The following is a 24,634-nucleotide window of genomic DNA, read 5'->3' as shown; positions in this document are numbered from 1 at the left end:
CCCTCTGGGGGAGGGTTGGGGTGGGGGCGCGCGCGTCGAGATGCAGGATCATTTCGCTACCACCATGCCTTCCGACGCCTTGGCGATCTTCGCCTCGAACTCACTACGGAAGTGCTTGATCATGGCGCGCACCGGCATCGCCGCCGCGTCACCCAGCGCGCAGATCGTGCGGCCCTGGATGTTGTCCGCCACGGAATTCAGCAGCTCGATGTCCGATGGCTTGCCGGCGCCGTTGTCGATGCGGTCGACCATGCGCCACAGCCAGCCCGTGCCTTCGCGGCAGGGCGTGCACTGGCCGCACGACTCGTGCATGTAGAAGTAAGACAGGCGCTTGAGCGCGGTGACCATGTCACGCGTCTCGTCCATCACGATGACGGCGCCCGAGCCCAGCATGGAGCCGGCCTTGGCGATGGAGTCGTAGTCCATCGTGCACTGCATCATCACGTCGGCCGGCAGCACCGGCGCCGACGACCCGCCCGGGATCACAGCCTTCAGCTTCTTGCCGCCGCGCATGCCGCCGCACAGTTCCAGCAACTTGCTGAAGGGTGTGCCCAGCGGGATCTCGTAGTTGCCTGGCAGCTCGACGTCACCGGAGACCGAGAAGATCTTGGTGCCGCCGTTGTTCGGCTTGCCGATGTCGAGGTAGGCCTGGCCGCCGTTGCGGATGATCCAGGGCACCGCCGCGAAGGTCTCGGTGTTGTTGATCGTGGTGGGCTTGCCGTACAGGCCGAAGCTGGCCGGGAACGGCGGCTTGAAGCGCGGCTGGCCCTTCTTGCCTTCCAGCGATTCGAGCAGCGCCGTCTCTTCGCCGCAGATGTAGGCGCCGAAACCATGCGAGGCATGCAGCTGGAAGCTGAAGCCCGAGCCCAGGATCTTGTCGCCCAGGTAACCGGCGGCACGCGCTTCTTCCAGCGCCTCCTCGAACCGGTCGTACGTGGTGAAGATCTCGCCGTGGATGTAGTTGTAGCCCACGGTGATGCCCATCGCGTAGGCCGCGATGATCATTCCCTCGATGACGATGTGCGGGTTGTACTGCAGCAGGTCGCGGTCCTTGCAGGTGCCCGGCTCGCCTTCGTCGGAGTTGCACACCAGGAACTTCTGGCCGGGGAACTGGCGGGGCATGAAGCTCCACTTCAGGCCGGTCGGAAAGCCCGCGCCGCCGCGGCCTCGCAGGGCCGACTCCTTCATGGTGGCGATCACCTGGTCTTGCGTCAGCCCTTCGCCGAGGATCTTGCGGAGCGCCTTGTAGCCATCGCGCGCCTCGTAGTCCTTCAAGCGCCAGTTGGTGCCGTCCAGGTCCTTGTAGATCTGCGGGTTGATGTGGCGGCCGTGGAAACAGGTCTGCACGCCCGTCGCCTGGAATTGCGCCAGCACTTGTGCGGCATTCATGCGCCCGCCCCCTTCAAGCCGTCGATCATCTGGTCGAGCTTGTCTTCGCTCATGAAGCTGCACATGGTGCGGTCGTTCACCAGCAGCACCGGCGAATCGGCGCAGGCACCCAGGCATTCGCTCTGCTGCAGCGTGAACAGGCCGTCGGGCGTGGTCTCGCCCATGTGGATGCCCAGCTTCTTCTCGAGGTAATGCAGCGCGTTCTGCCCGTCGCGCAACTGGCACGGCAGGTTGGTGCAGACGTTGATCTTGAACTTGCCCAGCTTGCGCTGGTTGTACATGTTGTAGAAGGTCGTGACCTCGTGCACCGCGATCGGCGGCATGCCCAGGTAGGCGGCGACTTCGTTCTCGCTTTCCTTGCTGACGAAGCCCTGCTCCTGCTGCACGATGGCCAGGCAGGCCATCACGGCCGACTGCTTCTGGTCGGCGGGGTACTTGGCCACTTCACGGTCGAAGCGGGTGCGCATGGCGTCCGAAATCATCTGTCGATTTCTCCAAACACGATGTCCATCGTGCCGATGATGGCAACGGCGTCGGCGATCATGTGGCCGCGGCCCATCTCGTCGAGCGCGGCCAGGTGCGGGAAGCCGGGCGCGCGGATCTTCAGGCGGTAGGGCTTGTTGGCGCCGTCGCTCACCATGTAGATGCCGAACTCGCCCTTGGGGTGTTCCACCGCGGCGTAGGCCTCGCCCTCCGGCACGCGGAAGCCTTCGGAGAAGAGCTTGAAGTGGTGGATCAGCTCTTCCATGTTGGTCTTCATGGATTCGCGGTCCGGCGGCGCCACCTTGTGGTTGCTGGTGATCACCGGGCCCGGGTTCACGCGCAGCCAGTCGACGCACTGCTTGATGATCTTGTTGGACTCACGCAGCTCCTGCACGCGCACCAGGTAGCGGTCGTAGCAGTCGCCGGTGCGGCCGACCGGGATGTCGAAATCCATCTTGTCGTAGACCTCGTAGGGCTGCGTCTTGCGCAGGTCCCAGGCGAAACCGGAGCCGCGCAGCATCGGGCCGGTGAACCCGAGGTTGAGCGCGCGCTCGGGCTCGACCACGCCGATGCCCACGGTGCGCTGCTTCCAGATGCGGTTGTCGGTGAGCAGTGTCTCGTACTCATCGACGTAACCCGGGAACCGCTGCGTGAACGCGTCGATGAAGTCGAGCAGGCTGCCCTTGCGGCCTTCGTTCAGTTCGTCGATCGAACGCTGGTTGCGCACCTTGCTCGCCTTGTACTGCGGCATGCTCCCCGGCAGGTCGCGGTAGACGCCGCCCGGCCGGAAATACGCCGCGTGCATGCGCGCGCCGGATACCGCTTCGTACATGTCGAACAGGTCTTCCCGCTCGCGGAAGCAGTAGATCAGCATGTTCATCGCGCCGCAGTCGAGGCCGTGCGCGCCCAGCCACAGCAGGTGGTTCAGGAGGCGCGTGATCTCGGAGAACATCACGCGGATGTACTGCGCGCGGATGGGCACCTCGATGTCCATCATCTTCTCGATGGCCAGGCAGTAGGCGTGCTCGTTGCACATCATCGAGACGTAGTCCAGGCGGTCCATGTAGGGCAGCGACTGGATGTAGGTGCGGGTCTCGGCGAGCTTTTCGGTGGCGCGGTGCAGGAGGCCGATGTGCGGATCGGCGCGCTGGATCACTTCGCCGTCGAGTTCCAGCACGAGGCGCAGCACGCCGTGCGCGGCCGGGTGCTGCGGACCAAAATTGAGCGTGTAGTTCTTGATTTCTGCCATGGGGCGCTCAGTGCGTCAGTCCGCCGTACTTCTCTTCCCGGATGATCCGCGGCGTGATCTCGCGCGGCTCGATCGTCACCGGCTGGTAGATCACGCGCTTGCGCTCGGGGTCATAGCGCATCTCGACGTGGCCGGACACCGGGAAGTCCTTGCGGAACGGATGGCCGATGAAGCCGTAGTCGGTGAGCAGGCGGCGCAGGTCGTCGTGGCCTTCGAACACGATGCCGTACAGATCGAATGCCTCGCGCTCGAACCAGTTCGCGCCGCTCCAGACGCTGGTGAGCGAATCCACCACCGGCAGGTCGTCGTCGGCCGCGAACACCTTGAGGCGCACGCGCTGGTTCAGGCTGACCGACAGCAGATGCACGGCCACGGCGTAGCGCAGGCCATCCCATTCGCCCGCGCGGTATTCCGAATAGTCGAGGCCGCACAGGTCGATCAGTTGCTCGAACTGGCAGCCCGGCGCGGTCTTGAGCGTGCGCGCGGCTTCGAGATAGTTGGCCGCGGTCACGATGACGGTCACTTCACCCAGGCGCAGGTCGATGCGTTTCACCTTGTCGCCGAGCGCGGCGGCGATCGTGTCCTTCAGGGCGGCCGGGTCGACGACGGCCAATGCGGTCTGGTGCATGGACATGGCTCAGGCCCGGGCGATGGTCTGGGTGCGGCGGATCTTCTGCTGCAGCTGGATGATCCCGTACAGCAGCGCCTCGGCGGTCGGCGGGCAGCCGGGCACGTACACATCGACGGGCACGATGCGGTCGCAGCCGCGCACGACGGAATAGCTGTAGTGGTAGTAGCCGCCGCCGTTGGCGCAGGTGCCCATGGAGAGGACCCAGCGCGGCTCGGCCATCTGGTCGTAGACCTTGCGCAGCGCCGGCGCCATCTTGTTGCACAGCGTGCCGGCGACGATCATCAGGTCGCTCTGGCGCGGGCTCGGGCGGAACAGCATGCCGAACCGGTCGATGTCGTAGCGGGCTGCACCCGCGTGCATCATCTCGACCGCGCAGCACGCGAGGCCGAAGGTCATGGGCCACAACGAGCCGGTCTTGGCCCAGTTGATGACGCTGTCCACGGTCGTGGTGACGACTCCCTTTTCGAGAATGCCTTGGTTGCTCATGGCGAAACTTTCTTGGACGCTGCGAGGGCCGGGTTCATTCCCAGTCCAGCGCGCCCTTCTTCCACTCGTAGATGAAACCCACCACCAGGATGGCCAGGAAAATCATCATGGCCCAGAAGCCCACGGGCCCGATTTCCTTGAGGGCCACGGCCCAGGGGAAGAGGAACGCGATTTCCAGGTCGAACAGGATGAAGAGGATGGCCACCAGGTAATAGCGGACGTCGAACTTCATGCGCGCGTCTTCGAAAGCCTCGAAGCCGCATTCGTAAGGGGAGTTCTTCTGCGCATCGGGCTTGTGCACGCCGATGCCCATGGAGATGAGGCGGCCCAGCACCTGGGGCGCGACGCCGACACCGACGCCGACCAGGATGAACAGGAGGACAGGGAGGTACTGGTCGAGGTTCATCGAGAAGGCTCAGGTCCGCGCAAGGTGCCTGCCGATGCGGTGCCCGGCAGGCTGTTGTCTTGGTGCCGTCGGCGAGACTCGAACTCGCACAGCTTTCGCCACTACCCCCTCAAGATAGCGTGTCTACCAATTTCACCACGACGGCGGTTTCTTCCAGCGCCCGGACAGGCTTGAGGCTTGCGCTCCACAGAGGGAAACGCTGGCTTTCCGGACAGCCATGGAGTGTACTCCGATTCCAGTGCCCCACTGCCGCGCAGGCGGCCTGCGCGGGCGGGGTTGTCAGCCTCTACTTGGTCGGAATCTGCGCGGCCCCCGAGGCGGGCGTGGCGGCAGGCGCCGGGACGGCGGGCGTCATCGGAACGGAGATGGCTCCGGCGGGAATCTGGGCAGCGCCCGAAGCGGGCGTGGCCGGCGCCGGCGCGGAGGCGGCGGGGGCCGAAACGCCCGCACGCTCGAGCACGCTGCTGCCGCCGGTGCCAGCCGGGCGGAGGTTGCCGAAGTAGGCCAGCAGCAAGGTGCAGACGAAGAACACGGCGGCCAGCACGGCCGTGGTGCGCGAGAGGAAGTTGGCACTGCCGCTGGCACCGAACAGGCTGCCCGACGAGCCGCTGCCGAAGGCCGCGCCCATGTCGGCGCCCTTGCCGTGCTGCAGCAGGATCAGCCCGATCATGCCGAGGGCCGTCAGCATCTGGACGGCGAGCACAAGGGTCAATACGACGTTCATTCAATCACTCCTGATTCTTCTTGGATGCCGCGGCGACGATCTGCAGGAAATCGGCCGCTTTCAGAGACGCGCCACCTACGAGGCCGCCGTCGATGTCGGGTTGGGCCAGCAGGCTGGCCGCATTGGCGGCATTCATGCTGCCGCCGTAGAGGATGTGCACCCGCTCCGCATGCGATGTGGCGGCGCCCAGCTGCTTTCGCAAGAGGCCGTGCACCTGCTGCGCCATTTCGGGGGTCGCGGTCTTGCCGGTGCCGATGGCCCAGACGGGTTCGTAGGCCACGACGATCTCGCTGATGCAATGGCCGTTGACGTGGATCACGGCGGCCAGCTGGCGCTTGACCACTTCCTCGGTCTGGCCGGCTTCGCGCTCGGCCAGCGTCTCGCCCACGCAGACGATCGGGGTGACGCCGTGCGCCAGCGCCGTCTTGGCTTTCTCGGCCACCAACGCGTCGGTTTCGCCATGGTACTGGCGCCGCTCGGAATGGCCAACGATGGCATAGCGCACGCCGAACTCGCGCAGCATGGGGGCCGACACCTCGCCGGTGTACGCGCCCTGCGCGTGCGGGGAGACGTCCTGCGCCCCGAGTTCCAGCGCGGAGCCGGCCTTGAGCAACTGCACCTGGCCCAGATAGGGCGCGGGCACGCAGACGGCCACGGAACAGGCGGCATCTTTCATCCCGGCGACCAGCGCGCGCACCAGGGCGTCGTTGGCTTCCAGGTTGCCGTTCATCTTCCAGTTGCCGGCGATCAGTTTCTTCTTTTCCATGGCGCTCACCAGGTCAGGCCGATCTTGCCGATGTGCTGGTTGGTTTCCATCAGCGCGTGCGCCTGGGCGGCTTCGGCCGCCGGGAACGTGCTGTGGATCACCTGCTTGATCTTGCCGGCTTCGATCAGCGGCCAGACCTTCGCCTTCAGCGAAGCGGCGATCGCGCCCTTGAAAGCGATGGGCCGGGGCCGCAGCGTGGAACCGGTCACCAGCAGGCGCTTGCGCAGCACCATGCCGGCGTTGAATTCGGCCTTGACGCCGCCCTGCACCGCGATGATCACCAGCCGGCCGTCTTCGGCCAGGCATTCGACTTCGCGCGCGACGTAGCTGCCGGCGACCATGTCGAGGATCACGTCGACGCCCTTGCCGCCGGTCAGCTTCTTTGCTTCTTCGGCGAAGTCCTGGATCTTGTAGTTGATGGCATGGTCGGCGCCGAGCTTCAGGCAGGCCTGGCACTTCTCGTCGCTGCCGGCCGTGGCGATGACCTTCGCACCCAGCGCCTTGGCCATCTGGATGGCCGTGACGCCGATGCCGCTGGTGCCGCCCTGCACCAGCAGCGTTTCGCCAGCCTGCAGGCGCCCGCGGTCGAACACGTTGCTCCACACCGTGAAGAACGTCTCGGGCAGGCAGGCCGCTTCCAGGTCGCTCAGGCCCTTGGGCACCGGCAGGCATTGCGCCACCGGCGCCACGCACAGCTCGGCATAGCCGCCGCCGGCGACCAGCGCGCAAACCTTGTCGCCCACCTTGAAGCCCGCGGCAGCCATCGCCGCGGCATCACCACTGACGATTTCCCCGGCGACTTCCAGGCCCGGGATGTCCGACGCGCCCGGCGGCACCGGATAGTTGCCGGTCCGCTGGAGCACGTCGGGCCGGTTGACCCCGCTCGCGCTGACGCGGATCAGCACCTCGCCCGCGGCGGGCGCGGGATCGGGGCGCTCACCCAGACGCAGGACGTCGGGCGCACCGAAGGTGCTGATTTCAACGGCTTTCACTCTTGCGAGTCGACCGGCGTGCGGGCTTGCGGTTCGCGCGGTTGCTGCTGGTCTTGCGGCTCGCGCGGGAGCTGGTCGCCACGCGGCTGCTGGTCGCCGCGCGGTTCACGGTCGCCACGCGATCCCCGGTCGCCACGGTCACCACGATCACCACGATCACCGCGATCACCACGGTCCCCGCGGTCACCACGCGGCTCGCGGAATTCGCGCCGGGGCTCGTCCTGCATGCCGGCCGGGCGGTCCAGCAGGGCCTTCATGGACAGCTTGACGCGGCCCTTCTCGTCGGTCTCCAGCACCTTGACCTTGACGATCTGGCCTTCGGACAGGTAGTCGGTGACCTTCTCCACGCGCTCGTGGGCGATCTGGCTGATGTGCAGCAGGCCGTCCTTGCCGGGCAGCAGGTTGACCAGGGCGCCGAAGTCCAGGATCTTGGTGATCGGGCCTTCGTAGACGCGGCCGATCTCGACTTCCGCGGTGATCTCTTCGATGCGCTTCTTCGCCACGTCGGCCTTTTCGGCGTCGGTCGCGGCGATGGTGATGGTGCCGTCTTCCTCGATGTTGATCTGGCAGCCCGTCTCTTCGGTCAGCGCGCGGATGACCGCGCCGCCCTTGCCGATGACGTCGCGAATCTTTTCCGGGTTGATCTTCATCGTGTAGAGCTTGGGCGCGAAGGTCGACACCTCGGTGTTGGCCGCGCTCATGTTCTCCTGCATCTTGCCCAGGATGTGCATGCGGGCTTCCTTGGCCTGCGCCAGCGCGACCTGCATGATTTCCTTGGTGATGCCCTGGATCTTGATGTCCATCTGCAGCGCGGTGATGCCGTTGGTCGTGCCGGCCACCTTGAAGTCCATGTCGCCCAGGTGATCTTCATCGCCCAGGATGTCGGTCAGCACGGCGAAGCGGTTGCCGTCCTTGATCAGGCCCATGGCGATACCGGCCACGTGCGCCTTCATCGGCACGCCGGCGTCCATCAGCGACAGGCAACCGCCGCACACCGAAGCCATCGACGACGAGCCGTTGGACTCGGTGATCTCCGAGACCACGCGCATCGTGTAAGGGAACTCTTCCTTGGTCGGCAGCACGGCGATCAGCGCGCGCTTGGCCAGGCGGCCGTGGCCCACTTCGCGGCGCTTGGTGCTGCCCATGCGGCCGACTTCGCCGGTGGCGAAGGGAGGCATGTTGTAGTGGAACATGAAGCGGTCTTCGAACTCGCCCATCAGCGCGTCGATGCGCTGCGCGTCGCGCTCGGTGCCGAGCGTGGTGATGACCAGGGCCTGCGTCTCGCCGCGCGTGAACAGCGCCGAGCCGTGGGTGCGGGGCAGCACGCCGTGGCGAATCTCGATGTCGCGCACGGTGCGGGTGTCGCGGCCGTCGATGCGGGGCTCGCCCTGCAGGATCTGGTTGCGCACGATCTTGGCTTCGATCTCGAACAGCAGGTCGTTGACCTTGCCGGCGTCGAACGCTTCGCCGCTGTCCTTCAAGGCCGTCATCACCGCGGTGTTGGCTTCGCGCAGTGCCTGCGTGCGGGCCTGCTTGCTGCGGATCTGGTAGGCGGCGCGCAGCTTCTCTTCGGCCAGGCCGTTGACCTTGGCGATGAACACTTCGTCCTTGGCGGGCGCCTGCCAGTCCCACAGCGGCTTGCCGGCTTCGCGCACCAGCTCATGGATGACGTTGATGGCGATGCCGGCCTGCTGGTGGCCGAACACCACCGCGCCCAGCATGATCTCTTCGGACAGCTGCTTGGCTTCCGATTCCACCATCAGCACGGCGCCTTCGGTGCCGGCGACGACCAGGTCCAGCAGCGAATCCTTGCGCTGGGTCTGGCCCGGGTTCAGCACGTATTCGCCGTTGATGTAGCCCACGCGCGCGGCGCCGATGGGGCCGGCGAACGGGATGCCCGAGATGGACAGCGCGGCGCTGCAGCCGATCATGGCGGCGATGTCGGGGTCGACTTCGGGGTTCAGCGACACGGTGTGCACGACCACGTGCACTTCGTTCAGGAAGCCTTCGGGGAACAGCGGGCGGATCGGGCGGTCGATCAGGCGGCTGGTCAGGGTTTCGAGTTCGCTGGGCTTGGCTTCGCGCTTGAAGAAGCTGCCGGGGATCTTGCCGGCCGCGTACGTCTTCTCGATGTAGTCGACCGTCAGCGGAAAGAAGTCCTGGCCGGGCTTGGCCGATTTGGACGCGGCCACCGTGCACAGCACGACGGTGCCTTCGATGTCGACGACGACGGCGCCCGACGCCTGGCGCGCGATCTCGCCGGTTTCCAGCACGACCTTGTGCTGGCCCCATTGGAAGGTCTTGGTGATCTTGTTGAAAATGCTCATGTTCTGTTCTCCTTGTTGTGTGACGAGGAGGCCGAGCTCGAACACGATGCCATTCCAGAAAGGCCCTCAGGACCCTTGTGGAATGACACAGCGCGTATTCGTTTCCAGCCTCGTTGAAAGTGCAAAGCGCCTGAGCCAGTCTTGAACCGTCTCAGGCGCCATGCAATTCGTGATGCGCTCTTACTTGCGCAGGCCCAGCTTGCCGATCAGGGCCGTGTAGCGCTCGGCGTCCGTGTTCTTCAGGTACGTGAGCAGGCTCTTGCGGCGGTTCACCATGCGCAGCAGGCCGCGGCGGCCGTGGTGGTCCTTGGCGTGCGTCTTGAAGTGCGGGGTGAGTTCGTTGATGCGGGCGGTCAGCAGCGCGACCTGAACTTCGGGGCTGCCGGTGTCCTTGGCGCCGCGGGAATGGGCGGCGACGACCTCGGCCTTGTTGATGGCGGTCATGGGGTGTCCTTGATGATTGTTGACTTGCGATGGGCTGCCGGAACTGCGGCCCAACGTGCGATCTGCCGTACTACAAATGGCAGGAGGGTAGGAACAGCCCATTTCTGGACCATTCCCCCCTAAGAACCGGACTTGCGACTTTCACCGCATCCGGCTCAAGCACAACTATGTGCCCCCTACATTTGGCAGAACCTTGGAATTCTACTCCAAAGTGCCAGGGGGCGCCCTAAGTCCCTTTCGGGACCGGCTTTGCCACGGATAACCGTTCCGCGTGCAGGCGGCCATGACAGACCGGATGCATGAGCACCCGGTTGGACAGCAGGTCAGACCCGCCATCCACTCGTCGGTCGATATGGTGGTCGTGCCACCCGGTTTCCCGGGTGATGGCCGTGCCACATAACGCGCAGTTGCCCGACTGGGAGAGGTACAGCGAGCGAAGCTCCTTGCGGTAGCCGATGCTTTGCAGCATGCGTTTTCCGCGCAGTTCTTCGCCGTAGACCTCCCACTTCGGGTCAAAGGGGTTGTAGTCCCCTTTGACCTTCAAATGCCGGGTGATGGCTGTGTCCGCAAGCGGATTCAGCCGCACCAGTTGCCATGTTCCATCTTTCGACTGACGAGCAGCAGCAAACTCTTCCCGGTCGTCCAGATGCTTCCAGTACTTCGAATAGCACCACTTTCGACTTTTCTGAGGATGCCGCCGCCGCGCCCAGCGTTGTAGCCGCCAATGAATCAGCGAATCCAATCTGCTGAACGCGTCTTTCGCGACCACCGGGTGGTGGTACTGAGCCCAACCCCGAAGGATCGGATTCAGCTTCTCGATCAGGACTACCTGTTTCACCATCCGGTGCGACTTGATGACTTCCGCCACCTTGGCGTAGAACGCTCTCACGTTCTTGCGACTCGGCTTGATGAGCATCGTCCCGCGGTATTTGCGGAAGTTCCACCCAAGGAAGTCGAAACCGTCATCAATGTGCGTGACGCGAGTCTTTTCCGGCGACAGCCGCAAACCCCGTTTTGCGAGGAATGCTTCTATCCACGGCCTGACTTCAGTTTCGAGAACCTCTTTCGAGATGCCCGTCACGACGAAATCGTCGGCGTACCGGATCACATTGATTTTCAGCTTCGCGGCTTTCGTCTTCTTCAGCTTCGCATCGAGATACGCCGCCAGTTCGGATTCCAGCCCATTCAAAGTCACATTCGCCAACGTCGGCGAGATGATGCCGCCTTGCGGCGTCCCCTCATCGGTCGGTGTCAGCTGGCCCTTGTGGACCACCCCGGCCTTCAACCATCGTTGCAGGATCGTCTTGTTCATGCGAACTTGACTCACCAGCCAGTCGTGGTTGATGTGGTCAAAGCAGCCTTCGATGTCCGCCTCCAGTACCCAGCGGGCCGAAGCCTTCTGGGACATGCAAACGAATATCTGGCTCATGGCATCTGCCGTCGAGCGATTTTTCCGGAACCCGTATGAGTTCGGATCACTCGTCGACTCAGCCACTGGCTCAAGACCAAGCAGGTGGAGAGCCTGCATGGCCCGGTCGAACATGGTCGGAATACCCAGCGGGCGTTCCTTCCCGTTCGACTTGGGGATGTAGACACGCCGCAGTGGCATTGGCCTATATCCCCTTTGCTGCTTCAACCGGCTGACAGCCTTCCATTTCAGGTCAGGCGTGTCCCAGAGCGCGCGATCGACCCCTGCCGTTCGCTTGCCTTGGTTTTCCGTCACTCGCCGCACCGCCAGTGCCCTGGCGGAGAACGAGTGGGTTAGCGACCGTTGCAGGGCTTTCACCCGGCGCCAATCGCATTCCTGCGTAGCCTTCGCTATGCGTCGCTGCGTTGTTCGCACGTTCCGCTCGACAAGCCGCCAATCAATGGCATGCCAGTCTTGCGGTTCGCGTGAGGATGCAGCGTCATCGTTGCCGATGATTGTTCTCATGCTTTCCTCGTTGGAGTTGATCCTTCGAGGACGCACCTGTCCCCGAAGGGACGAATGCATCCCTTCGGGGCTCGGTTGAACTCTTGCAGCCGTCTAGCGACGGTTGCACCGCGTGGAAGTCAGCACGCTTTCGCGTCAGGGCAAATATTGAACCCCTATGCCACCCATTACAGGCAGCCATTCGCTTTTTCCACAGTCCCATACCCCCTCATCCAACAGGTCGCCTTGCGGCTTCCCTGCCCGCGCACCGAGGTGTGCAGGCGGATGGTGGGGCTTACCACGTTCCCTCATCTACCGACGACGCGTTGCCGCGCCGACTATCTGTTTAGGGTTCATCTTTTCCGGGGCTGTACTTCAACAACGTGCACCCATGGTCCACAGGCGCATCCGACAGCTTGCCTTTTGGCTCTGGCCTAACAGCAACTTTGGCCAGTCAATCCTTACCCGGATTCGAACGATGATTCAGTTAGCTTACCCATGCAGAACTCACCTAGCCCCCTCAACCGCCGCGTGCTGGCAGTATCCGGTGCTCCCCCTCGCGGGTGGGCACCGCCGCTTGCGCGGGGAGTACATTGTCAGTTGGGCTTCACACAGTCTCGTTACCAAGGCTGCATGCCAACGTAGGTGACTGCCGGTTGTACGGCAGGACAGCGCACAGCCACGCCGGAGGCGCAGTTGAAGCTGTCAAGGTAGTTGAGAGCTTTCGCTCATCGGACTATCGAAGCCGGTCATGCGAAAAGCATGCGGCGTGTACGTCCCACGGTCCGTCCAAGGTTGTACCTCGGGTTTTCCGTCGGTTCGCTTCCCGAAGGATGCGAAGCACTTGATAGGCCGGGTCTTGCACCCGGCAGCTTCTGGAACCAGCCGGTTCCGGGAGCCTCTTTAGTGGCAGGCACATGACCTGCGATCAGCGACACGTGTCGCACGAACCTGGGGATTATAGCCTGGGCGAGGAATCCAGCCACGAAGCCAGCCGGTCCGCCCCCTGCCGCAGCCGCCCCAGGTCCTTGGAGGCGAAGCACCACCGCAGCCATCCCTGCGCCTCCGGCGCAAAGGCGGTCCCCGGCGCCAGCCCGATGCCCGCCTCGGCCACCAGCCGCTTGGCCAGCCCCAGCGAATCGCCGAAACCGTCGAGCTTGAAGAAGCAGTACATGCCCCCATCGGCCGGCGTCAGGGCGACCCCTGGGATGGCCTGGAGCAGCGGCGCCAGGGTGTCGCGGCAAGCCTTCAGGTGAGCCACCACGCGCGGCGTGACCTCATCCGTGCGCTCCATCGCCAGCTGGGCGGCCCGCTGGGCAAACACCGGTGCGCAGGAGGTGTTGAACTCGATCAGCTTGCCCATGTGCTCCGTCATGGCGGGCGGCATCACCAGCCAGCCCAGCCGCCAGCCGGTCATCAGGAAGCTCTTGGAAAAGCTGTGGGCCACCACCAGCCGGTCGTCCGGCTCGGCCGCGTCCAGAAAGCTCGGGGCGCAGCCGTTGGCGCTGGGCGCGTAGTACAGCCGCTCGTAGACCTCGTCGGCCAGGATCCAGGTGCCCGTCTTGCGGCAATGCGCCAGGATGGCCTGCTGTTCGCCGGCAGTGAGCGTCCAGCCGGTGGGGTTGTTGGGCGCATTGACGATCAGCAGCTTCGTCGCCGGCGTGATGGCGTCCAGCAGGGCCTGCAGATCGAGCTTCCAGGCGCCGCCCTCGGGCCGCAGCGGCAGGCAGCGCAGCTTCGCGCCGAGGATGCGCGGCTGGGCCGTGAGGTTGGGCCAGACGGGCGTCACCGCGACCACCTCGTCGCCCGCGTCCACCAGCGCCTGCACGGCCAGCATCAGCGCGTTGACGCCGCCGGAAGTGACCGCGATGCGCTCCACGTCCACCGCTTTGTGCAGACGCGACGTGTACGCGGCGATGGCGCCTCGCAGTTCGGGCAGCCCGAGGTTGTGCGCATAGAAGGTCTCGCCACGGCGCAGCGAGTCGATCGCGGCTTCACGGATGAATTCCGGCGTGACTTCATCGCTTTCGCCGAACCAGAACGGCAGCACATCGCTGCGTCCGATCCCGGCGTTGGCGACTTCGCGGATCTGGGAGGCTTCGAGGTCGAGGACGGCTTGGCGCATGGTCCTAGTGTCCCGCGACGCGCGCCATCTTGCAGGCGTGGGGCAATTCCGCCTGGGCGGCCGGCACCGACCGCACGACGCGGAAGCCGTAGCCGGACCCCTCCACGTCGAACTTCACGCCTGGCGCGCCCTGGCGCTCCATCACGCCCACCACCAGCGGCTGCTGGAACTGGTGGTCGGCCGCGCGCATGGTGCCGGTCTGGCCGGCGAAGCTCACGCTCACCTGCTCCAGCGCCCGCGCCAGCGGCACTGCCTCCGCGCTGCCGGCCCGCTCGATGCCCTGGGCCAGCGCCTCGATCATCAGCTGCATGCGCATGTGCACGTAATCGTCGGCCGCCTTGGGGTAGCGCTGGCGGAACGCCTGGTAGAAGGCCTCGCTCTGCGGGGTCTGCACGTTGGGCAGCCAGTCCGCCACGGCGATCACCTTGCCGACGCCCGCATCGGCGATCGCCGCAGGCGCGCCCAGCGCATTGCCGTAGAACGTGTAGAACTTGCCGTCGTAGCCCACCTCTCGCGCCGCCTTCACCAGCAGGGTGAGGTCGTTGCCCCAGTTGCCCGTGACGACAGCTTGCGCGCCGCTGGCCTTGATCTTTGCCGCGTAAGGCAGGAAATCCTTCACACGGCCCATCGGGTGCAGCTCGTCACCCACGATCTGCACGTCCGGCCGCTGCACACCGAGCTGCCGCTTCGCCTCGCGCAGCACGGCCTGGCCGAAGCTGTAGTCCTGCCCGATCAGGTAGGCGGACTGCACCGTGCGGTCGTCCTTCAGCACCTGCATCAGCGCCGCCATCCGCATGTCGGCATGCGCGTCGAAGCGGAAGTGCCAGAAGCTGCACTTCTCGTTGGTCAGGATCGGGTCGACGGCGGAGTAGTTGAGGAACACGACCCGCTTGTCAGGCTCCCGTTCGTTGTGCTTGCCGATCGCGTCGATGAGGGCCGCGGCGGTGGCGGACGAATTGCCCTGCAGGATGACGCGCGCGCCGCCGTCGATGGCGGAGCGCAGCGCGGCCAGCGCTTCCTCGTTCTGGCCCTTGCCGTCGTGCCGATCGAGTTGCAGTGCGCGCATCCCCTGGGCGGTCTTCACGCCGCCGCGCTGGTTGACCCGCTCGACCGCCCACACCAGGTTGCGGAACACGGCCTCGCCGGTGTTCGCGAACGAGCCCGAGAGGCTTTCGATCAGGGCCAGCTTCACCGGCGGCAATGCGGGCGCCGTCGTCTGGGCCCACGCGAGCGCCGGCAGACATAGCGTTGCCGCCAACGATTTCAAGACCCCGCGCCGCACATTTTTCGTCAATGGATTTCCCTTGAAAACGCCGCTGGGGCACGCAGATGTGCGCCATGCGGCAATCATTTCGAAAGCCGCGGAGTTTAAGGGACGCAACGGCACCGATTCCGCCAAGCGTTTCACGTTTAACGTCACAGGAGTTCATGCCATGTTTTACGCACCCGCCCTGCGCACCCGCGCCTATGTTCCCGCCGCCCGCAGCTTCGACCGCAGCTTCGAGCGCTTCCTGTCCGACTCCGTCCTGCACGGCCTGAAGTTCGAGCAGAACGACACCGCCTGGACCGTGTCGCTTGACGTGCCCGGCGTGGCCCGTGAGCAGCTGACGCTGGAAGTCGACGGTGCCGTGGTGCGCATCAGCACCGTGGCCGACGCCCCGCGCCAGTTCAAGGCCGCCTACGAGCTGCCGGAAGCGATCGACGCCGAAGCCACCAGCGCCAAGCTCGAGAACGGCGTGCTGACGCTCACGCTCGGCAAGCAGAAGCCCGTGGTGACGGCGCGCACGATCGAGGTCAAGTAAGCGCTCTCCCTTCCCTGTCATCCCGGGCTTGACCCGGGATCCATGGTGGCGTGCACCGATGGATGCCGGATCAGGTCCGGCATGACAGGCACAGGGGCGAGGCCCGCCGGGAGGTGACCCCGGCGGGCTTTTTTCATGGCGCCGCGTTCAGCGCATCGAGCGGCCAGCGCGGCTTGACGTCGAACGAATAGCGCGGCGCGGCCCGCTCCACCCCCGCCTGCATGCGCATCGCCGCCGCCATGGCGATCATGGCGCCGTTGTCGGTGCACAGGTCGAGCTCCGGGTAGTGCACGCGCACCCCCCGCTTCGCGCATTCGGCATTCAGCTGCTCGCGCAGCAGGCGATTGGCGCCGACCCCGCCCGCCACCACGATGCGGTGCAGGCCCTGGCGTTCCAGCGCCGCCAACGACTTCTTCACCAGCACCTCGACGATGGCGGCTTCGGTCGACGCCGCCAGGTCGGCTTTGCGCTCGTCCAGGTCCTCCCCCAGCTTTTTCGCCTGCGTGAGCACCGCCGTCTTCAGCCCCGCGAACGAGAAATCGAGGTCGCCACTTCGCAGCAGTGGGCGCGGCAGCTTGAACGCCGTGGGGTCCCCCTGCTGGGCGAGCCGTGACAACGCGGGCCCGCCCGGATAGCCCAGCCCCAGCAGCTTGGCCGACTTGTCGAAGGCTTCGCCCGCGGCATCGTCGATCGTCTCCCCGAGCATTTCGTACCGGCCCACGCCGTCGACCCGCATCAATTGGGTGTGGCCGCCGGAGACCAGCAAGGCGATGAAGGGGAATTCAGGCGGGTCGGCGCTGAGGAAGGGCGACAGCAGGTGCCCTTCGAGGTGATGCACACCGAGCACCGGCTTTGCGAGCGCCGCGCCCAGGGCGCAAGCCACGCCGGCGCCCACCAGCAGTGCGCCCGCCAGGCCCGGCCCGCGCGTGTAGGCAACGACATCGACGTCGGACAACTGGCAACCGGCCTGCGCGAGCACCTGTTGGGCGAGCGGCAGAACGCGACGGATATGATCACGGCTCGCCAGCTCCGGCACCACGCCGCCGTAGGCCTGGTGCATCTCCACCTGGCTGTGCAAGGCATGCGCGAGCAATGCGGGAGCCGCCGCCGGACGCGTCTCCACCAGGGCCACCCCCGTCTCGTCGCACGACGATTCGATTCCCAGAACCTTCATCGAGGCAGTGTAAGCGGCCCACACGGCACGTTTGTTGCAGGAAGGACAGGCAGATGAAATCCGGACTCAGCTTCCTCCTCGCCGCGCAGCAGTGCGAGATCCGCGAACTCGAGCAGCTGGCCGCGACCAGCGAACTCGTGAGCCTGCTCGCGCGCTTCACCCATGCCGTTCAGCGCGAGCGCGGCATCACCAACCTCTACCTCGCTTCCGAAGGCGTGCGCTTCGCCGACCAGCGGCTGCAACAAGCGGCGGAATGCGCGGCCATCGAAGCGCAGGTGCGCGAACGCTTCGACGGGCTCGACACCGAGGGCCACAGCGTGCGCAACGGGGCGCGCCTGTTCAGCCGGGTGGCCGGCGTCCTCCATTCGCTCGACGGCCTGGCCGGCGTGCGCCGTTCCATCGCGGCGCAGTCCGTGACGCCCAAGGAGGCAACCACCGCCATGGTGCGGGTGATCAGCGGCCTGCTCGGCGTGGTGTTCGAGGCCGCCGACAGCGCGACCGACCCGGAAATCTCGCGCTCGCTGGTGGCGCTCTTCAACTTCATGCAGGGCAAGGAATTCGCCGGGCAGGAGCGCGCCTTCGGCTGCGCCATCTTTGCCGCTGGCCGGCCCGACGCCGGCGGGGTTCAACAGTGGCAGCACCTGATCGACTCGCAACAGGCCTGCTTCCAGGTCTTCGCCGATTTCGCGGATTTCCAGGTGCTGGAGGCCGACCGGGCCAGCGTCGACCTGCGGGGGCTGGCAGAGCTGGAACGCCTGCGGCGCATCGGTTTCACCCAGGCCGACGGCGGCCGCAGCGACGGCGGGCTCGCCCAGGTCTGGTACGACTGCTGCACCCGGCGGATCGACACCATGCGCCGGGTGGAGGAAATCCAGGCCGAGTACCTGCGCGCCCTGTGCGAAACCAAGATCGCTCAGGCACGCACCGAACTGCGCGACCAACGGGCCATGCTGGAAGCCCTGGCGGCGCAGCCGCCCGCCGTTGCCGGCGAGGCGCCCATGTACGGGCCGCAGCTGGAGCGCTCCATCCTCGGCATGGTGCAAGACCAGGCCCGGCGCCTGCAGGCGATGAGCGATGAACTCGACACGGTGCGCGCCTCGCTCAACGAGCGAAAGGTCGTCGAACGCGCCAAGGGCCTGCTGATGGCCGCGCAGCACCTCACCGAAGCGGAAGCCTACAAGGCACTGCGCCAGATGGCCATGAACCAGAACCGCCGGGTGGTCGACGTCGCCGAGAACGTCCTGGCCATGGCGGACGTGCTGCCCAGCCGCGCACGCTGAAGGCTGTTGCGGCGCACAAATACCGTGCCACCCGCCGGCCGTGCACCCCGGGCGTGCGGCCGCGGCCGGGCGCCCGTGCCGTGGCCGGCCGCGCGGGTCCGGCGCGGGAAGCGGCTCGCTCCCAGTGAAAGCAAGCCCACGCCGGCTTGATGGAAGTCAAGCTGGCACAGCTCCTGCTTAAAGGGTCTCGTCACCCGCGCCAACGGCGGCGTGAGTGACACGGTCTTTCAAGACCCCACGGACAACGGCGTCCATTTTTCCTTTCGCGCGGCCTTGCGTGATTCGAGAGATGGGCGCCTTTCTTGTTTTCAATGCTTTCTTTTCCGCAGGAGTGCCCCCATGACGACGCAGCCATCCACGATCCGCCGCCGCACCCTTCTTCGCCGCGCCGGCGCCGCCACCGGCGCCGCGCTGTTCTCCTCGCTGGGTTACCAGCCGGCCTGGGCCCAGGGCTCCGACGCCCCGGAAAAGAAGGAAGTGAAGATCGGGTTCATCCCGCTGACGGACTGCGCCAGCGTGGTGATGGCCTCGGTGCTGGGCATCGACCAGAAGTACGGCGTGAAGATCATCCCCAGCAAGGAAGCCAGCTGGGCGGGCGTGCGCGACAAGCTGGTGAACGGCGAACTCGACATGTCGCACGTGCTCTGGGGCCTGATCTACGGCGTGCACATGGGCACGTCCGGCCCCAAGAAGGACATGGCCGTGCTGATGAACCTGAACCACAACGGCCAGGCCATCACGCTGTCGAAAAAGCTGGCCGACAAGGGCGCCGTGGACGGCCCCTCGCTGGCCAAGCTGATGACCACCGAGAAGCGCGAATACACCTTCGCGCAGACCTTCCCCACCGGCACCCACGCCATGTGGCTGTACTACTGGCTGGCGGCCTACGGCATCAACCCGATGAAGGACGCCAAGATCATCACCGTGCCGCCCCCGCAGATGGTCGCGAACATGCGCGTGGGCAACATGGACGGCTACTGCGTGGGCGAGCCCTGGGGCCACCGCGCCATCATGGACGGCATCGGCGTGACCGGTGTCACCACGCAGGACATCTGGAAGGACCACCCCGAAAAGGCGCTTGGCACCACCGGCGAGTTCGTCAAGAAGTATCCGAACACCTGCCGCGCGGTGGTGGCCGCCATCATCGAGGCGGGCAAGTGGATCGACGCCAGCCTGCAGAACAAGCTCAAGATGGCCGAGACGGTCGCCGACAAGAGCTACGTCAACACGGGCGTCGACGCGATCAACCAGCGCATCCTGGGCCGCTACCAGAACGGGCTGGGCAAGACGTGGGACGACCCCAACCACATGAAGTTCTACAACGACGGCATGGTGGGCATGCCCTACCTGTCCGACGGCATGTGGTTCCTCACGCAGCACAAGCGCTGGGGCCTGGTCAAGGACCACCCGGACTACCTGGGCATCGCGAAGCAGATCAACCAGATCGACCTCTACAAACAGGCCGCCCTCGCCGCCAAGGCCACTGTCCCCAAGGACGTCATGCGCACCAGCAAGCTGGTGGACGGCGTGGTGTGGGACGGCAAGGACCCGAAGAAGTACGCCGAGAGCTTCAAGGTGCTCGGTTGAGCCATTCATCCCCATCCAGGAGCACGAACATGGTCAGTGCAGTCTTCCATTCGCCGGCCGAAGCAACTCCCTCCCCTTCCGGGGGAGGGTTGGGGAGGGGGCATGCGCGCCCCGCCTCTTCGCAATCGGCCAATGAAGTGCCGCTCGCGGCGGCGGGCGCCCCCACCCCGGCCCTCCCCCAGGGGGGGAGGGAGGAACAACCAGGCTACGACTGGCGCGAACTCTTCCTGAAGGTGCTTCCGCCACTCTTCGGCATGGGCTTCCTCGTGGGCATCTGGGCCGTGGTGGCGATGACCAGCACCAGCAATTTCCCCTCGCCGGCGGACACTTTCAGGCAAGCCATGGTGATCTTCGGCGACCCGTTCTACCAGAAGGGCCCCAACGACCAGGGCATCGGCTGGAACGTGCTGTCGTCGCTGAAACGCGTGGCCATGGGCTTCAGCATGGCGGCGGCCATCGGCATCCCGCTGGGTTTCATGATCGGCCGCTTCACCTTTCTCTCGCGGATGTTCAACCCGCTGATCAGCCTGCTGCGCCCGGTCTCGCCGCTCGCCTGGCTGCCGATCGGCCTGATGGTGTTCAAGGGCGCGAACCCCGCGGCCATCTGGACCATCTTCATCTGCTCCATCTGGCCCATGATCATCAACACCGCCGTGGGCGTGCAGCGCGTGCCCAGCGACTATATGAACGTGGCGCGCGTGCTGAACCTCTCCGAATGGAAGATCTTCAGCAAGATCCTGTTCCCCGCCGTGTTGCCTTACATGCTGACTGGCGTGCGTCTTGCTGTAGGCACCGCATGGCTGGTGATCGTCGCCGCGGAGATGCTCACCGGCGGCGTCGGCATCGGCTTCTGGGTTTGGGACGAATGGAACAACCTGAACGTCAAGAACATCATCATCGCGATCTTCACGATCGGCATCGTCGGCCTGCTGCTCGAGTTCGCGCTGATCAAGCTGGCCACCGCATTCACGTTCGAGGAGGTGAAATCATGAACACGAACCTGACCGACAAGTACATCCAGATCCAGGGTGTGGCGCAGACGTTCAAGACGGCGAAAGGCCCCTTCGTCGCCCTGCGCGACATCAACCTCACCGTGGCCAAGGGCGAGTTCGTCGCGCTGATCGGCCATTCGGGCTGCGGCAAGTCCACGCTGCTGAACCTGATCGCCGGCCTGACCCAACCCACGCAGGGCAGCCTGATCTGCGCCAACCGCGAGATCGCCGGACCGGGGCCGGATCGCGGCGTGGTGTTCCAGAACCACTCGCTGCTGCCCTGGCTCACCTGCTTCGAAAACGTGCATCTCGCCGTCGAACGAGTCTTCGGCGCCACGGAGAGCCGTGCGCAGTTGAAGGCACGCACCGAAGCGGCGCTCGACATGGTGGGGCTCACCCCTGCGTCCACCAAGCGCCCTGGTGAAATTTCGGGCGGCATGAAGCAGCGCGTGGGCATCGCCCGGGCGCTGTCGATGGAACCCAACGTGCTGCTGCTCGACGAGCCGTTCGGCGCCCTGGACGCCCTCACCCGCGCCAAGCTGCAGGACGAGCTGCTGCAGATCGTCGCCAAGACCCAGAGCACTGTGGTGATGGTCACGCACGACGTGGACGAAGCCGTGCTTCTGTCCGACCGCATCGTGATGTTGACCAACGGGCCCGCCGCAACCATCGGCGAAATCCTCACGGTTGACCTGGCCCGCCCGCGCAACCGCGTCGAGCTGGCCGAGGACGCCGGCTACGTGCACTGCCGCAAGGCAGTCATCGACTTCCTCTACACCCGCCAGGCTCACGTCGAAAAGCTGGTGGCCTGAACGCCAGCCGCACACCCACAAGAACCACAGGAAGGGAATCTCCATGGCCGCCGTTTTGCCCCTAGAACCCAGCACCGCCACCGGCAAGCAGGCGCAAGCGCGCCGCGCGCCGAAGCAGCAGGGGTTCTCTTTCGGCAAGTACCGCGAAATCATCATCGCCGTGGCCTTCTTCCTGCTGTTCGACCTGGGTGTGCTGGTCCTGAACTTCTACACCTCCTTCAAGATCGACCAGGACACGGTGGCCATCAACCTGGCCGGCCGCCAGCGCTACGTGTCGCAGCGGATCGCCCGGACCCTGCTCGAACTGGACGCCGCCCGCGTCGCCGACAAGCCCTACAAGCCGGAGACGCTGGCCGAGCTGCGCGCCGGCGCCAAGGTCTTCGACATTTCCGCGGCTGCGTTCAAGGAAGGCAACGTCGTCCCGGGCGGCGATGGCAAGCCGGTGTTCCTGCAACCCGTCACCTCGGAGCGGGGTCGCGCGCTGGAAGCCCAGGTCGACGCGGTGTGGAAGCCCTACTTCCAGAAATTGCAGCCGCTGCTGGCCAGCGACAAGTTCACGCCCGAGGACCTGGCGGGGGCGCTGGCCTACAGCCAGGCCAACAACATCAAGCTGCTGAACATCGCCAACGATTTCGTGACGGAGACACAGCAGATCGGCGCTTCGCGGGCCAGCACGCTGCGCATGGTGCAGACGGGCGGCATCGTGCTGGCCCTGCTCAACTTCGCCTTCATCCTGTTCAAGTTCCTGAACCGGCTGAAGACCTCGGACGCCGCCATCGAGGCCGCCACCGAGGAGAACCGCGAAATCCTGCAGAGCGTCCGGGAGGGCCTGTTCCTGATCACGCCCGATTTCAAGATCGGCTCGCAGCTCTCGCAGTCGGCGCACGGGCTGTTCGGCCGCACGCTGACCCCGGGGCAGGACCTGTTCTCGCTGCTCGCGCCGCTGTTGCCCGACAAGGCGCTGGCCGATGCGCGCGACTACGTGCAGCTGCTGTTCGCGCCGCACGTCAAGGAAGCGCTGGTCCAGGGCATCAACCCGCTTTCCGAAGTCGAAGCGGTGATGAAGAACCGGCTGGGCCAGGAGGTCGTGCGCCACCTGTCCTTCCACTTCAACCGCGTGCAGGAAGGCGCCGGCGTGCGCCACCTGCTGGTGACGGTGCAGGACATCTCGGCGCGCGTCGAGCTCGAACGCAAGCTGCAGTCGGAACGCCAGCGCTCGCAGAAGGAATTCTCGATGCTGCTGAAGGCGATCGACGCCGACCCGGCGATGCTGCGCCAGTTCGTGGCGCGGGCCGAGCAGAACCTGCTGGAGGTGAACGACCTGCTGCGCAGCACCTCCAGCGCGCAGGGCGAGACCGCCATCCTGAAGCGAATCGACGAAGCGCGGCGGCGGGTGCACGCGGTGAAAGGCGACGCTGCCACGCTGGGGCTGGATACCATCGCCGCTCAAGCCCACCAGTTCGAGAACGACCTGGACCGCATCCGCCAGGGCGGCAGTGCGGGCGGCGACCTGGGCAACGCGCTGCTGGCGCTGCCGCTGCCGCTGGAAGACCTGCTGAACAAGATCGGTTCACTCAAGAGCCTCACCGGCCTGCAGAAGCCGGTGGCCGACCTGGCCGTCAGTGGCGAGGCGATCAACGGGGTGCTGGCCAGGCTGGCGGAGGACATCGCCCGCGACGCCGGCAAGCGCGTGCAGCCCGCGATCACCATGAGCGCCATCGCCGACCTGCCGCCGGACGCCAGCGACCTGGTGCGCGAGATCGCGGTGCAACTCGTCCGCAACGCCGTCACCCACGGCATCGAAGCGCCGATCTCGCGCACCGGCGCGGGCAAGCCGGAAGCCGGTGCCGTCACCGTGCAGTTGTTGCGCGGTGAGACCGAGTGGACGCTTTCGGTGCGCGATGACGGCGCGGGCCTCTCCGCGCCGCGCATCCGCCGCAAGCTGGTGGAAATCGGCTGGTACACGGCGCAGCAGCTCGAAAGCTTCGACGACCGCCAGATCGTCGCCCACATCTTCAAGCCGGGATTCTCCACTGCGGGCGGGGTCACGATGCATGCGGGCCGCGGCGTGGGGCTCGACGTGGTCCAGGCGAACGTCCAGAAGCTGGGTGCGCGGCTGTTGCTTGGCTCGACGCCCGGCGAATACACCGAATTCAAGGTCCGCTTCGCGGCATGAGGAACACCGCGATGCGCCTCATGATCGTCGACGACTCCAACATGATCCGCTCGCGGATCTCCCGGGTGGTACAGAACGGCGGCCTGGCCCACGTGGCGCTGGTCGGGCTGGCACGCAACGGCGCGGAAGCGCTGCGGATCGCCCGCGCCACCCAGCCGGAGGTGGTGACCATGGACCTCACCATGCCGGAGATGGATGGCGTGCAATGCATCGGCGAGCTGCTGCGGATGCTGCCCAGGACCAACATCCTCGTGGTCAGCGCGCTCTCGGACAAGTCGACGGCCATCGCCGCGCTGAAGCTCGGTGCGCGCGGCTTCGTGGCCAAGCCGTTCTCGGACGACGAACTGCGGATGGCCCTGCTCGACGTGATGGAGGCCCGCTGATGGACACGCTCAATGAGAACGAACTCAAGCTGTTCGTCGAATCGGTGCGCCGCTATTTCAAGGTGCTGACGCGCAACGAACCGGAGATCACCTCCGCCTTCCTCGCCACCACCGACCTGGAAGGCCACGACTTCAACGGCATCGTCACCTTCTCGGGTTCGTACAACGGCCACGTCATCGTCTCGATGCCGCCGCAGCTGCTGAAGGAACTGCTGCTGCTGCAGGGCGAGACCGACCTGTCCGACGGCAACCTGCTGGATGCCGTGGGCGAGATCGCCAACACGCTGGGGGGCAACGCCCGCAAGACGCTGGGGGCGGCGCTGCAGATCTCGGTACCGGTCAAGCTGCAAGGCAGTTCGGGCATCAAGGCACGCGTGCGCAAGCGCCCGTACGTGATCACCATGCGCTGGAACCGGCAGCCGGCGCTGGTGTGCGTGGACATGTCGCGGCGGGATTAATTTGCTCTCCCTCCCCCTCTGGGGGAGGGCTGGGGT

General features: G+C 65.7%; 23 protein-coding genes and 1 tRNA gene. 8 read left to right on the top strand and 16 right to left on the bottom strand.

What is annotated here, in order from left to right; all coding sequences use genetic code 11:
* Positions 1–48 precede the first annotated feature (48 nt).
* From nuoF to FN976_RS21655, 15 genes are all read right to left on the bottom strand, one after another.
* Positions 49–1,389, bottom strand: a complete 1,341-nt coding sequence (gene nuoF, locus FN976_RS21730) for an NADH-quinone oxidoreductase subunit NuoF (protein WP_145895176.1) — start codon at positions 1,387–1,389, stop codon at positions 49–51.
* Positions 1,386–1,871: an NADH-quinone oxidoreductase subunit NuoE gene (gene nuoE / locus FN976_RS21725; RefSeq protein ID WP_145895175.1), complete on the bottom strand. Its 486-nt coding sequence runs from the start codon at positions 1,869–1,871 to the stop codon at positions 1,386–1,388. Before nuoE ends, nuoF begins: the two co-directional genes overlap by 4 nt.
* On the bottom strand, positions 1,868–3,121 hold the full coding sequence (locus tag FN976_RS21720) for an NADH-quinone oxidoreductase subunit D (RefSeq protein ID WP_145895174.1): 1,254 nt from the start codon (positions 3,119–3,121) through the stop codon (positions 1,868–1,870). The genes nuoE and FN976_RS21720 overlap by 4 nt, the downstream gene beginning before the upstream one ends.
* A gap of 7 nt (positions 3,122–3,128) precedes the next feature.
* The gene (locus FN976_RS21715) at positions 3,129–3,749 is read right to left on the bottom strand and encodes an NADH-quinone oxidoreductase subunit C (protein ID WP_145895173.1); all 621 of its coding nucleotides are present in this window, start codon (positions 3,747–3,749) and stop codon (positions 3,129–3,131) included.
* 9 nt (positions 3,750–3,758) lie between these two features.
* On the bottom strand, positions 3,759–4,238 hold the full coding sequence (locus FN976_RS21710; protein ID WP_145895172.1) for a NuoB/complex I 20 kDa subunit family protein: 480 nt from the start codon (positions 4,236–4,238) through the stop codon (positions 3,759–3,761).
* A gap of 34 nt (positions 4,239–4,272) precedes the next feature.
* Positions 4,273–4,644: an NADH-quinone oxidoreductase subunit A gene (locus FN976_RS21705; RefSeq protein ID WP_145895171.1), complete on the bottom strand. Its 372-nt coding sequence runs from the start codon at positions 4,642–4,644 to the stop codon at positions 4,273–4,275.
* A gap of 60 nt (positions 4,645–4,704) precedes the next feature.
* Positions 4,705–4,789: transfer RNA gene (locus tag FN976_RS21700), tRNA-Leu, on the bottom strand.
* Between the two features lie 141 nt (positions 4,790–4,930).
* Positions 4,931–5,368, bottom strand: coding sequence for a preprotein translocase subunit SecG (gene secG, locus FN976_RS21695; protein ID WP_145895170.1), 438 nt, complete (start codon positions 5,366–5,368; stop codon positions 4,931–4,933).
* Positions 5,369–5,372: 4 nt separating this feature from the next.
* On the bottom strand, positions 5,373–6,134 hold the full coding sequence (gene tpiA / locus FN976_RS21690; protein ID WP_145895169.1) for a triose-phosphate isomerase: 762 nt from the start codon (positions 6,132–6,134) through the stop codon (positions 5,373–5,375).
* A 5-nt stretch (positions 6,135–6,139) separates the two neighbouring features.
* Positions 6,140–7,126, bottom strand: coding sequence for an NAD(P)H-quinone oxidoreductase (locus tag FN976_RS21685; protein WP_145895168.1), 987 nt, complete (start codon positions 7,124–7,126; stop codon positions 6,140–6,142).
* Positions 7,123–9,453 (bottom strand): polyribonucleotide nucleotidyltransferase, encoded by a 2,331-nt coding sequence (pnp, locus tag FN976_RS21680; RefSeq protein WP_145895167.1) that lies wholly within the window; start codon positions 9,451–9,453, stop codon positions 7,123–7,125. The genes FN976_RS21685 and pnp overlap by 4 nt, the downstream gene beginning before the upstream one ends.
* A gap of 180 nt (positions 9,454–9,633) precedes the next feature.
* Positions 9,634–9,897 carry a 30S ribosomal protein S15 gene (gene rpsO, locus FN976_RS21675; protein WP_145895166.1) on the bottom strand — a complete coding sequence of 88 codons (264 nt, stop codon included), beginning with the start codon at positions 9,895–9,897 and terminating at the stop codon, positions 9,634–9,636.
* Positions 9,898–10,123: 226 nt separating this feature from the next.
* The gene (gene ltrA / locus FN976_RS21670) at positions 10,124–11,830 is read right to left on the bottom strand and encodes a group II intron reverse transcriptase/maturase (protein WP_145895165.1); all 1,707 of its coding nucleotides are present in this window, start codon (positions 11,828–11,830) and stop codon (positions 10,124–10,126) included.
* A 937-nt stretch (positions 11,831–12,767) separates the two neighbouring features.
* Positions 12,768–13,934, bottom strand: coding sequence for a pyridoxal phosphate-dependent aminotransferase (locus FN976_RS21660; RefSeq protein WP_145895163.1), 1,167 nt, complete (start codon positions 13,932–13,934; stop codon positions 12,768–12,770).
* A 4-nt stretch (positions 13,935–13,938) separates the two neighbouring features.
* The gene (locus FN976_RS21655) at positions 13,939–15,228 is read right to left on the bottom strand and encodes a branched-chain amino acid ABC transporter substrate-binding protein (RefSeq protein WP_432417883.1); all 1,290 of its coding nucleotides are present in this window, start codon (positions 15,226–15,228) and stop codon (positions 13,939–13,941) included.
* A 139-nt stretch (positions 15,229–15,367) separates the two neighbouring features.
* On the opposite strand from FN976_RS21655, the gene FN976_RS21650 reads away from it, so the two are divergent.
* Positions 15,368–15,736 (top strand): Hsp20/alpha crystallin family protein, encoded by a 369-nt coding sequence (locus FN976_RS21650; RefSeq protein WP_145895161.1) that lies wholly within the window; start codon positions 15,368–15,370, stop codon positions 15,734–15,736.
* A 133-nt stretch (positions 15,737–15,869) separates the two neighbouring features.
* Here FN976_RS21650 and tsaD read toward each other — a convergent pair whose 3' ends face one another.
* Positions 15,870–16,910, bottom strand: a complete 1,041-nt coding sequence (gene tsaD / locus FN976_RS21645; RefSeq protein WP_145895160.1) for a tRNA (adenosine(37)-N6)-threonylcarbamoyltransferase complex transferase subunit TsaD — start codon at positions 16,908–16,910, stop codon at positions 15,870–15,872.
* Positions 16,911–16,963: 53 nt separating this feature from the next.
* On the opposite strand from tsaD, the gene FN976_RS21640 reads away from it, so the two are divergent.
* The 7 genes from FN976_RS21640 to FN976_RS21610 all read left to right on the top strand — a co-directional run bounded on the left by FN976_RS21640 (position 16,964) and on the right by FN976_RS21610 (position 24,598).
* Entirely contained in the window at positions 16,964–18,190 is a 1,227-nt protein-coding gene (locus FN976_RS21640) for a nitrate regulatory protein (protein WP_145895159.1), read from the top strand.
* Positions 18,191–18,529: 339 nt separating this feature from the next.
* Positions 18,530–19,777, top strand: coding sequence for a CmpA/NrtA family ABC transporter substrate-binding protein (locus tag FN976_RS21635; protein WP_145895158.1), 1,248 nt, complete (start codon positions 18,530–18,532; stop codon positions 19,775–19,777).
* A 29-nt stretch (positions 19,778–19,806) separates the two neighbouring features.
* Complete coding sequence (gene ntrB, locus FN976_RS21630; protein WP_145895157.1) at positions 19,807–20,769, top strand: nitrate ABC transporter permease; 963 nt, start codon at positions 19,807–19,809, stop codon at positions 20,767–20,769.
* A complete protein-coding gene (locus tag FN976_RS21625) occupies positions 20,766–21,581 on the top strand; it encodes an ABC transporter ATP-binding protein (protein WP_145895156.1) in 816 nt (271 codons plus the stop codon). The genes ntrB and FN976_RS21625 overlap by 4 nt, the downstream gene beginning before the upstream one ends.
* A 43-nt stretch (positions 21,582–21,624) precedes the next feature.
* Positions 21,625–23,757 (top strand): ATP-binding protein, encoded by a 2,133-nt coding sequence (locus tag FN976_RS21620; protein WP_145895155.1) that lies wholly within the window; start codon positions 21,625–21,627, stop codon positions 23,755–23,757.
* A gap of 11 nt (positions 23,758–23,768) precedes the next feature.
* Positions 23,769–24,140 carry a response regulator transcription factor gene (locus FN976_RS21615; RefSeq protein WP_145895154.1) on the top strand — a complete coding sequence of 124 codons (372 nt, stop codon included), beginning with the start codon at positions 23,769–23,771 and terminating at the stop codon, positions 24,138–24,140.
* The gene (locus FN976_RS21610) at positions 24,140–24,598 is read left to right on the top strand and encodes a chemotaxis protein CheX (protein ID WP_145895153.1); all 459 of its coding nucleotides are present in this window, start codon (positions 24,140–24,142) and stop codon (positions 24,596–24,598) included. The genes FN976_RS21615 and FN976_RS21610 overlap by 1 nt, the downstream gene beginning before the upstream one ends.
* Positions 24,599–24,634 lie beyond the last annotated feature (36 nt).

Source organism: Caenimonas sedimenti, from assembly GCF_007833165.1.
Classification (GTDB): Bacteria; Pseudomonadota; Gammaproteobacteria; order Burkholderiales; family Burkholderiaceae_C; genus Ramlibacter; species Ramlibacter sedimenti.
The sequence above is the reverse complement of the archived record's forward strand: the minus strand, read 5'-3'. Positions and strand labels throughout refer to the sequence as shown.

Bases quoted from the DNA above. Each gene is read 5' to 3' on its own strand.
- nuoE (WP_145895175.1), bottom strand. From the start codon at position 1,871: ATGATTTCGGACGCCATGCGCACCCGCTTCGACCGTGAAGTGGCCAAG.
- FN976_RS21640 (WP_145895159.1), top strand. From the start codon at position 16,964: ATGAAATCCGGACTCAGCTTCCTCCTCGCCGCGCAGCAGTGCGAGATC.
- FN976_RS21715 (WP_145895173.1), bottom strand. From the start codon at position 3,749: ATGCACCAGACCGCATTGGCCGTCGTCGACCCGGCCGCCCTGAAGGAC.
- FN976_RS21710 (WP_145895172.1), bottom strand. From the start codon at position 4,238: ATGAGCAACCAAGGCATTCTCGAAAAGGGAGTCGTCACCACGACCGTG.
- FN976_RS21720 (WP_145895174.1), bottom strand. From the start codon at position 3,121: ATGGCAGAAATCAAGAACTACACGCTCAATTTTGGTCCGCAGCACCCG.
- FN976_RS21660 (WP_145895163.1), bottom strand. From the start codon at position 13,934: ATGCGCCAAGCCGTCCTCGACCTCGAAGCCTCCCAGATCCGCGAAGTC.
- tpiA (WP_145895169.1), bottom strand. From the start codon at position 6,134: ATGGAAAAGAAGAAACTGATCGCCGGCAACTGGAAGATGAACGGCAAC.
- nuoF (WP_145895176.1), bottom strand. From the start codon at position 1,389: ATGAATGCCGCACAAGTGCTGGCGCAATTCCAGGCGACGGGCGTGCAG.
- FN976_RS21620 (WP_145895155.1), top strand. From the start codon at position 21,625: ATGGCCGCCGTTTTGCCCCTAGAACCCAGCACCGCCACCGGCAAGCAG.
- secG (WP_145895170.1), bottom strand. From the start codon at position 5,368: ATGAACGTCGTATTGACCCTTGTGCTCGCCGTCCAGATGCTGACGGCC.
- ntrB (WP_145895157.1), top strand. From the start codon at position 19,807: ATGGTCAGTGCAGTCTTCCATTCGCCGGCCGAAGCAACTCCCTCCCCT.
- pnp (WP_145895167.1), bottom strand. From the start codon at position 9,453: ATGAGCATTTTCAACAAGATCACCAAGACCTTCCAATGGGGCCAGCAC.
- FN976_RS21625 (WP_145895156.1), top strand. From the start codon at position 20,766: ATGAACACGAACCTGACCGACAAGTACATCCAGATCCAGGGTGTGGCG.
- rpsO (WP_145895166.1), bottom strand. From the start codon at position 9,897: ATGACCGCCATCAACAAGGCCGAGGTCGTCGCCGCCCATTCCCGCGGC.
- ltrA (WP_145895165.1), bottom strand. From the start codon at position 11,830: ATGAGAACAATCATCGGCAACGATGACGCTGCATCCTCACGCGAACCG.
- FN976_RS21650 (WP_145895161.1), top strand. From the start codon at position 15,368: ATGTTTTACGCACCCGCCCTGCGCACCCGCGCCTATGTTCCCGCCGCC.
- FN976_RS21705 (WP_145895171.1), bottom strand. From the start codon at position 4,644: ATGAACCTCGACCAGTACCTCCCTGTCCTCCTGTTCATCCTGGTCGGC.
- tsaD (WP_145895160.1), bottom strand. From the start codon at position 16,910: ATGAAGGTTCTGGGAATCGAATCGTCGTGCGACGAGACGGGGGTGGCC.
- FN976_RS21615 (WP_145895154.1), top strand. From the start codon at position 23,769: ATGCGCCTCATGATCGTCGACGACTCCAACATGATCCGCTCGCGGATC.
- FN976_RS21610 (WP_145895153.1), top strand. From the start codon at position 24,140: ATGGACACGCTCAATGAGAACGAACTCAAGCTGTTCGTCGAATCGGTG.
- FN976_RS21635 (WP_145895158.1), top strand. From the start codon at position 18,530: ATGACGACGCAGCCATCCACGATCCGCCGCCGCACCCTTCTTCGCCGC.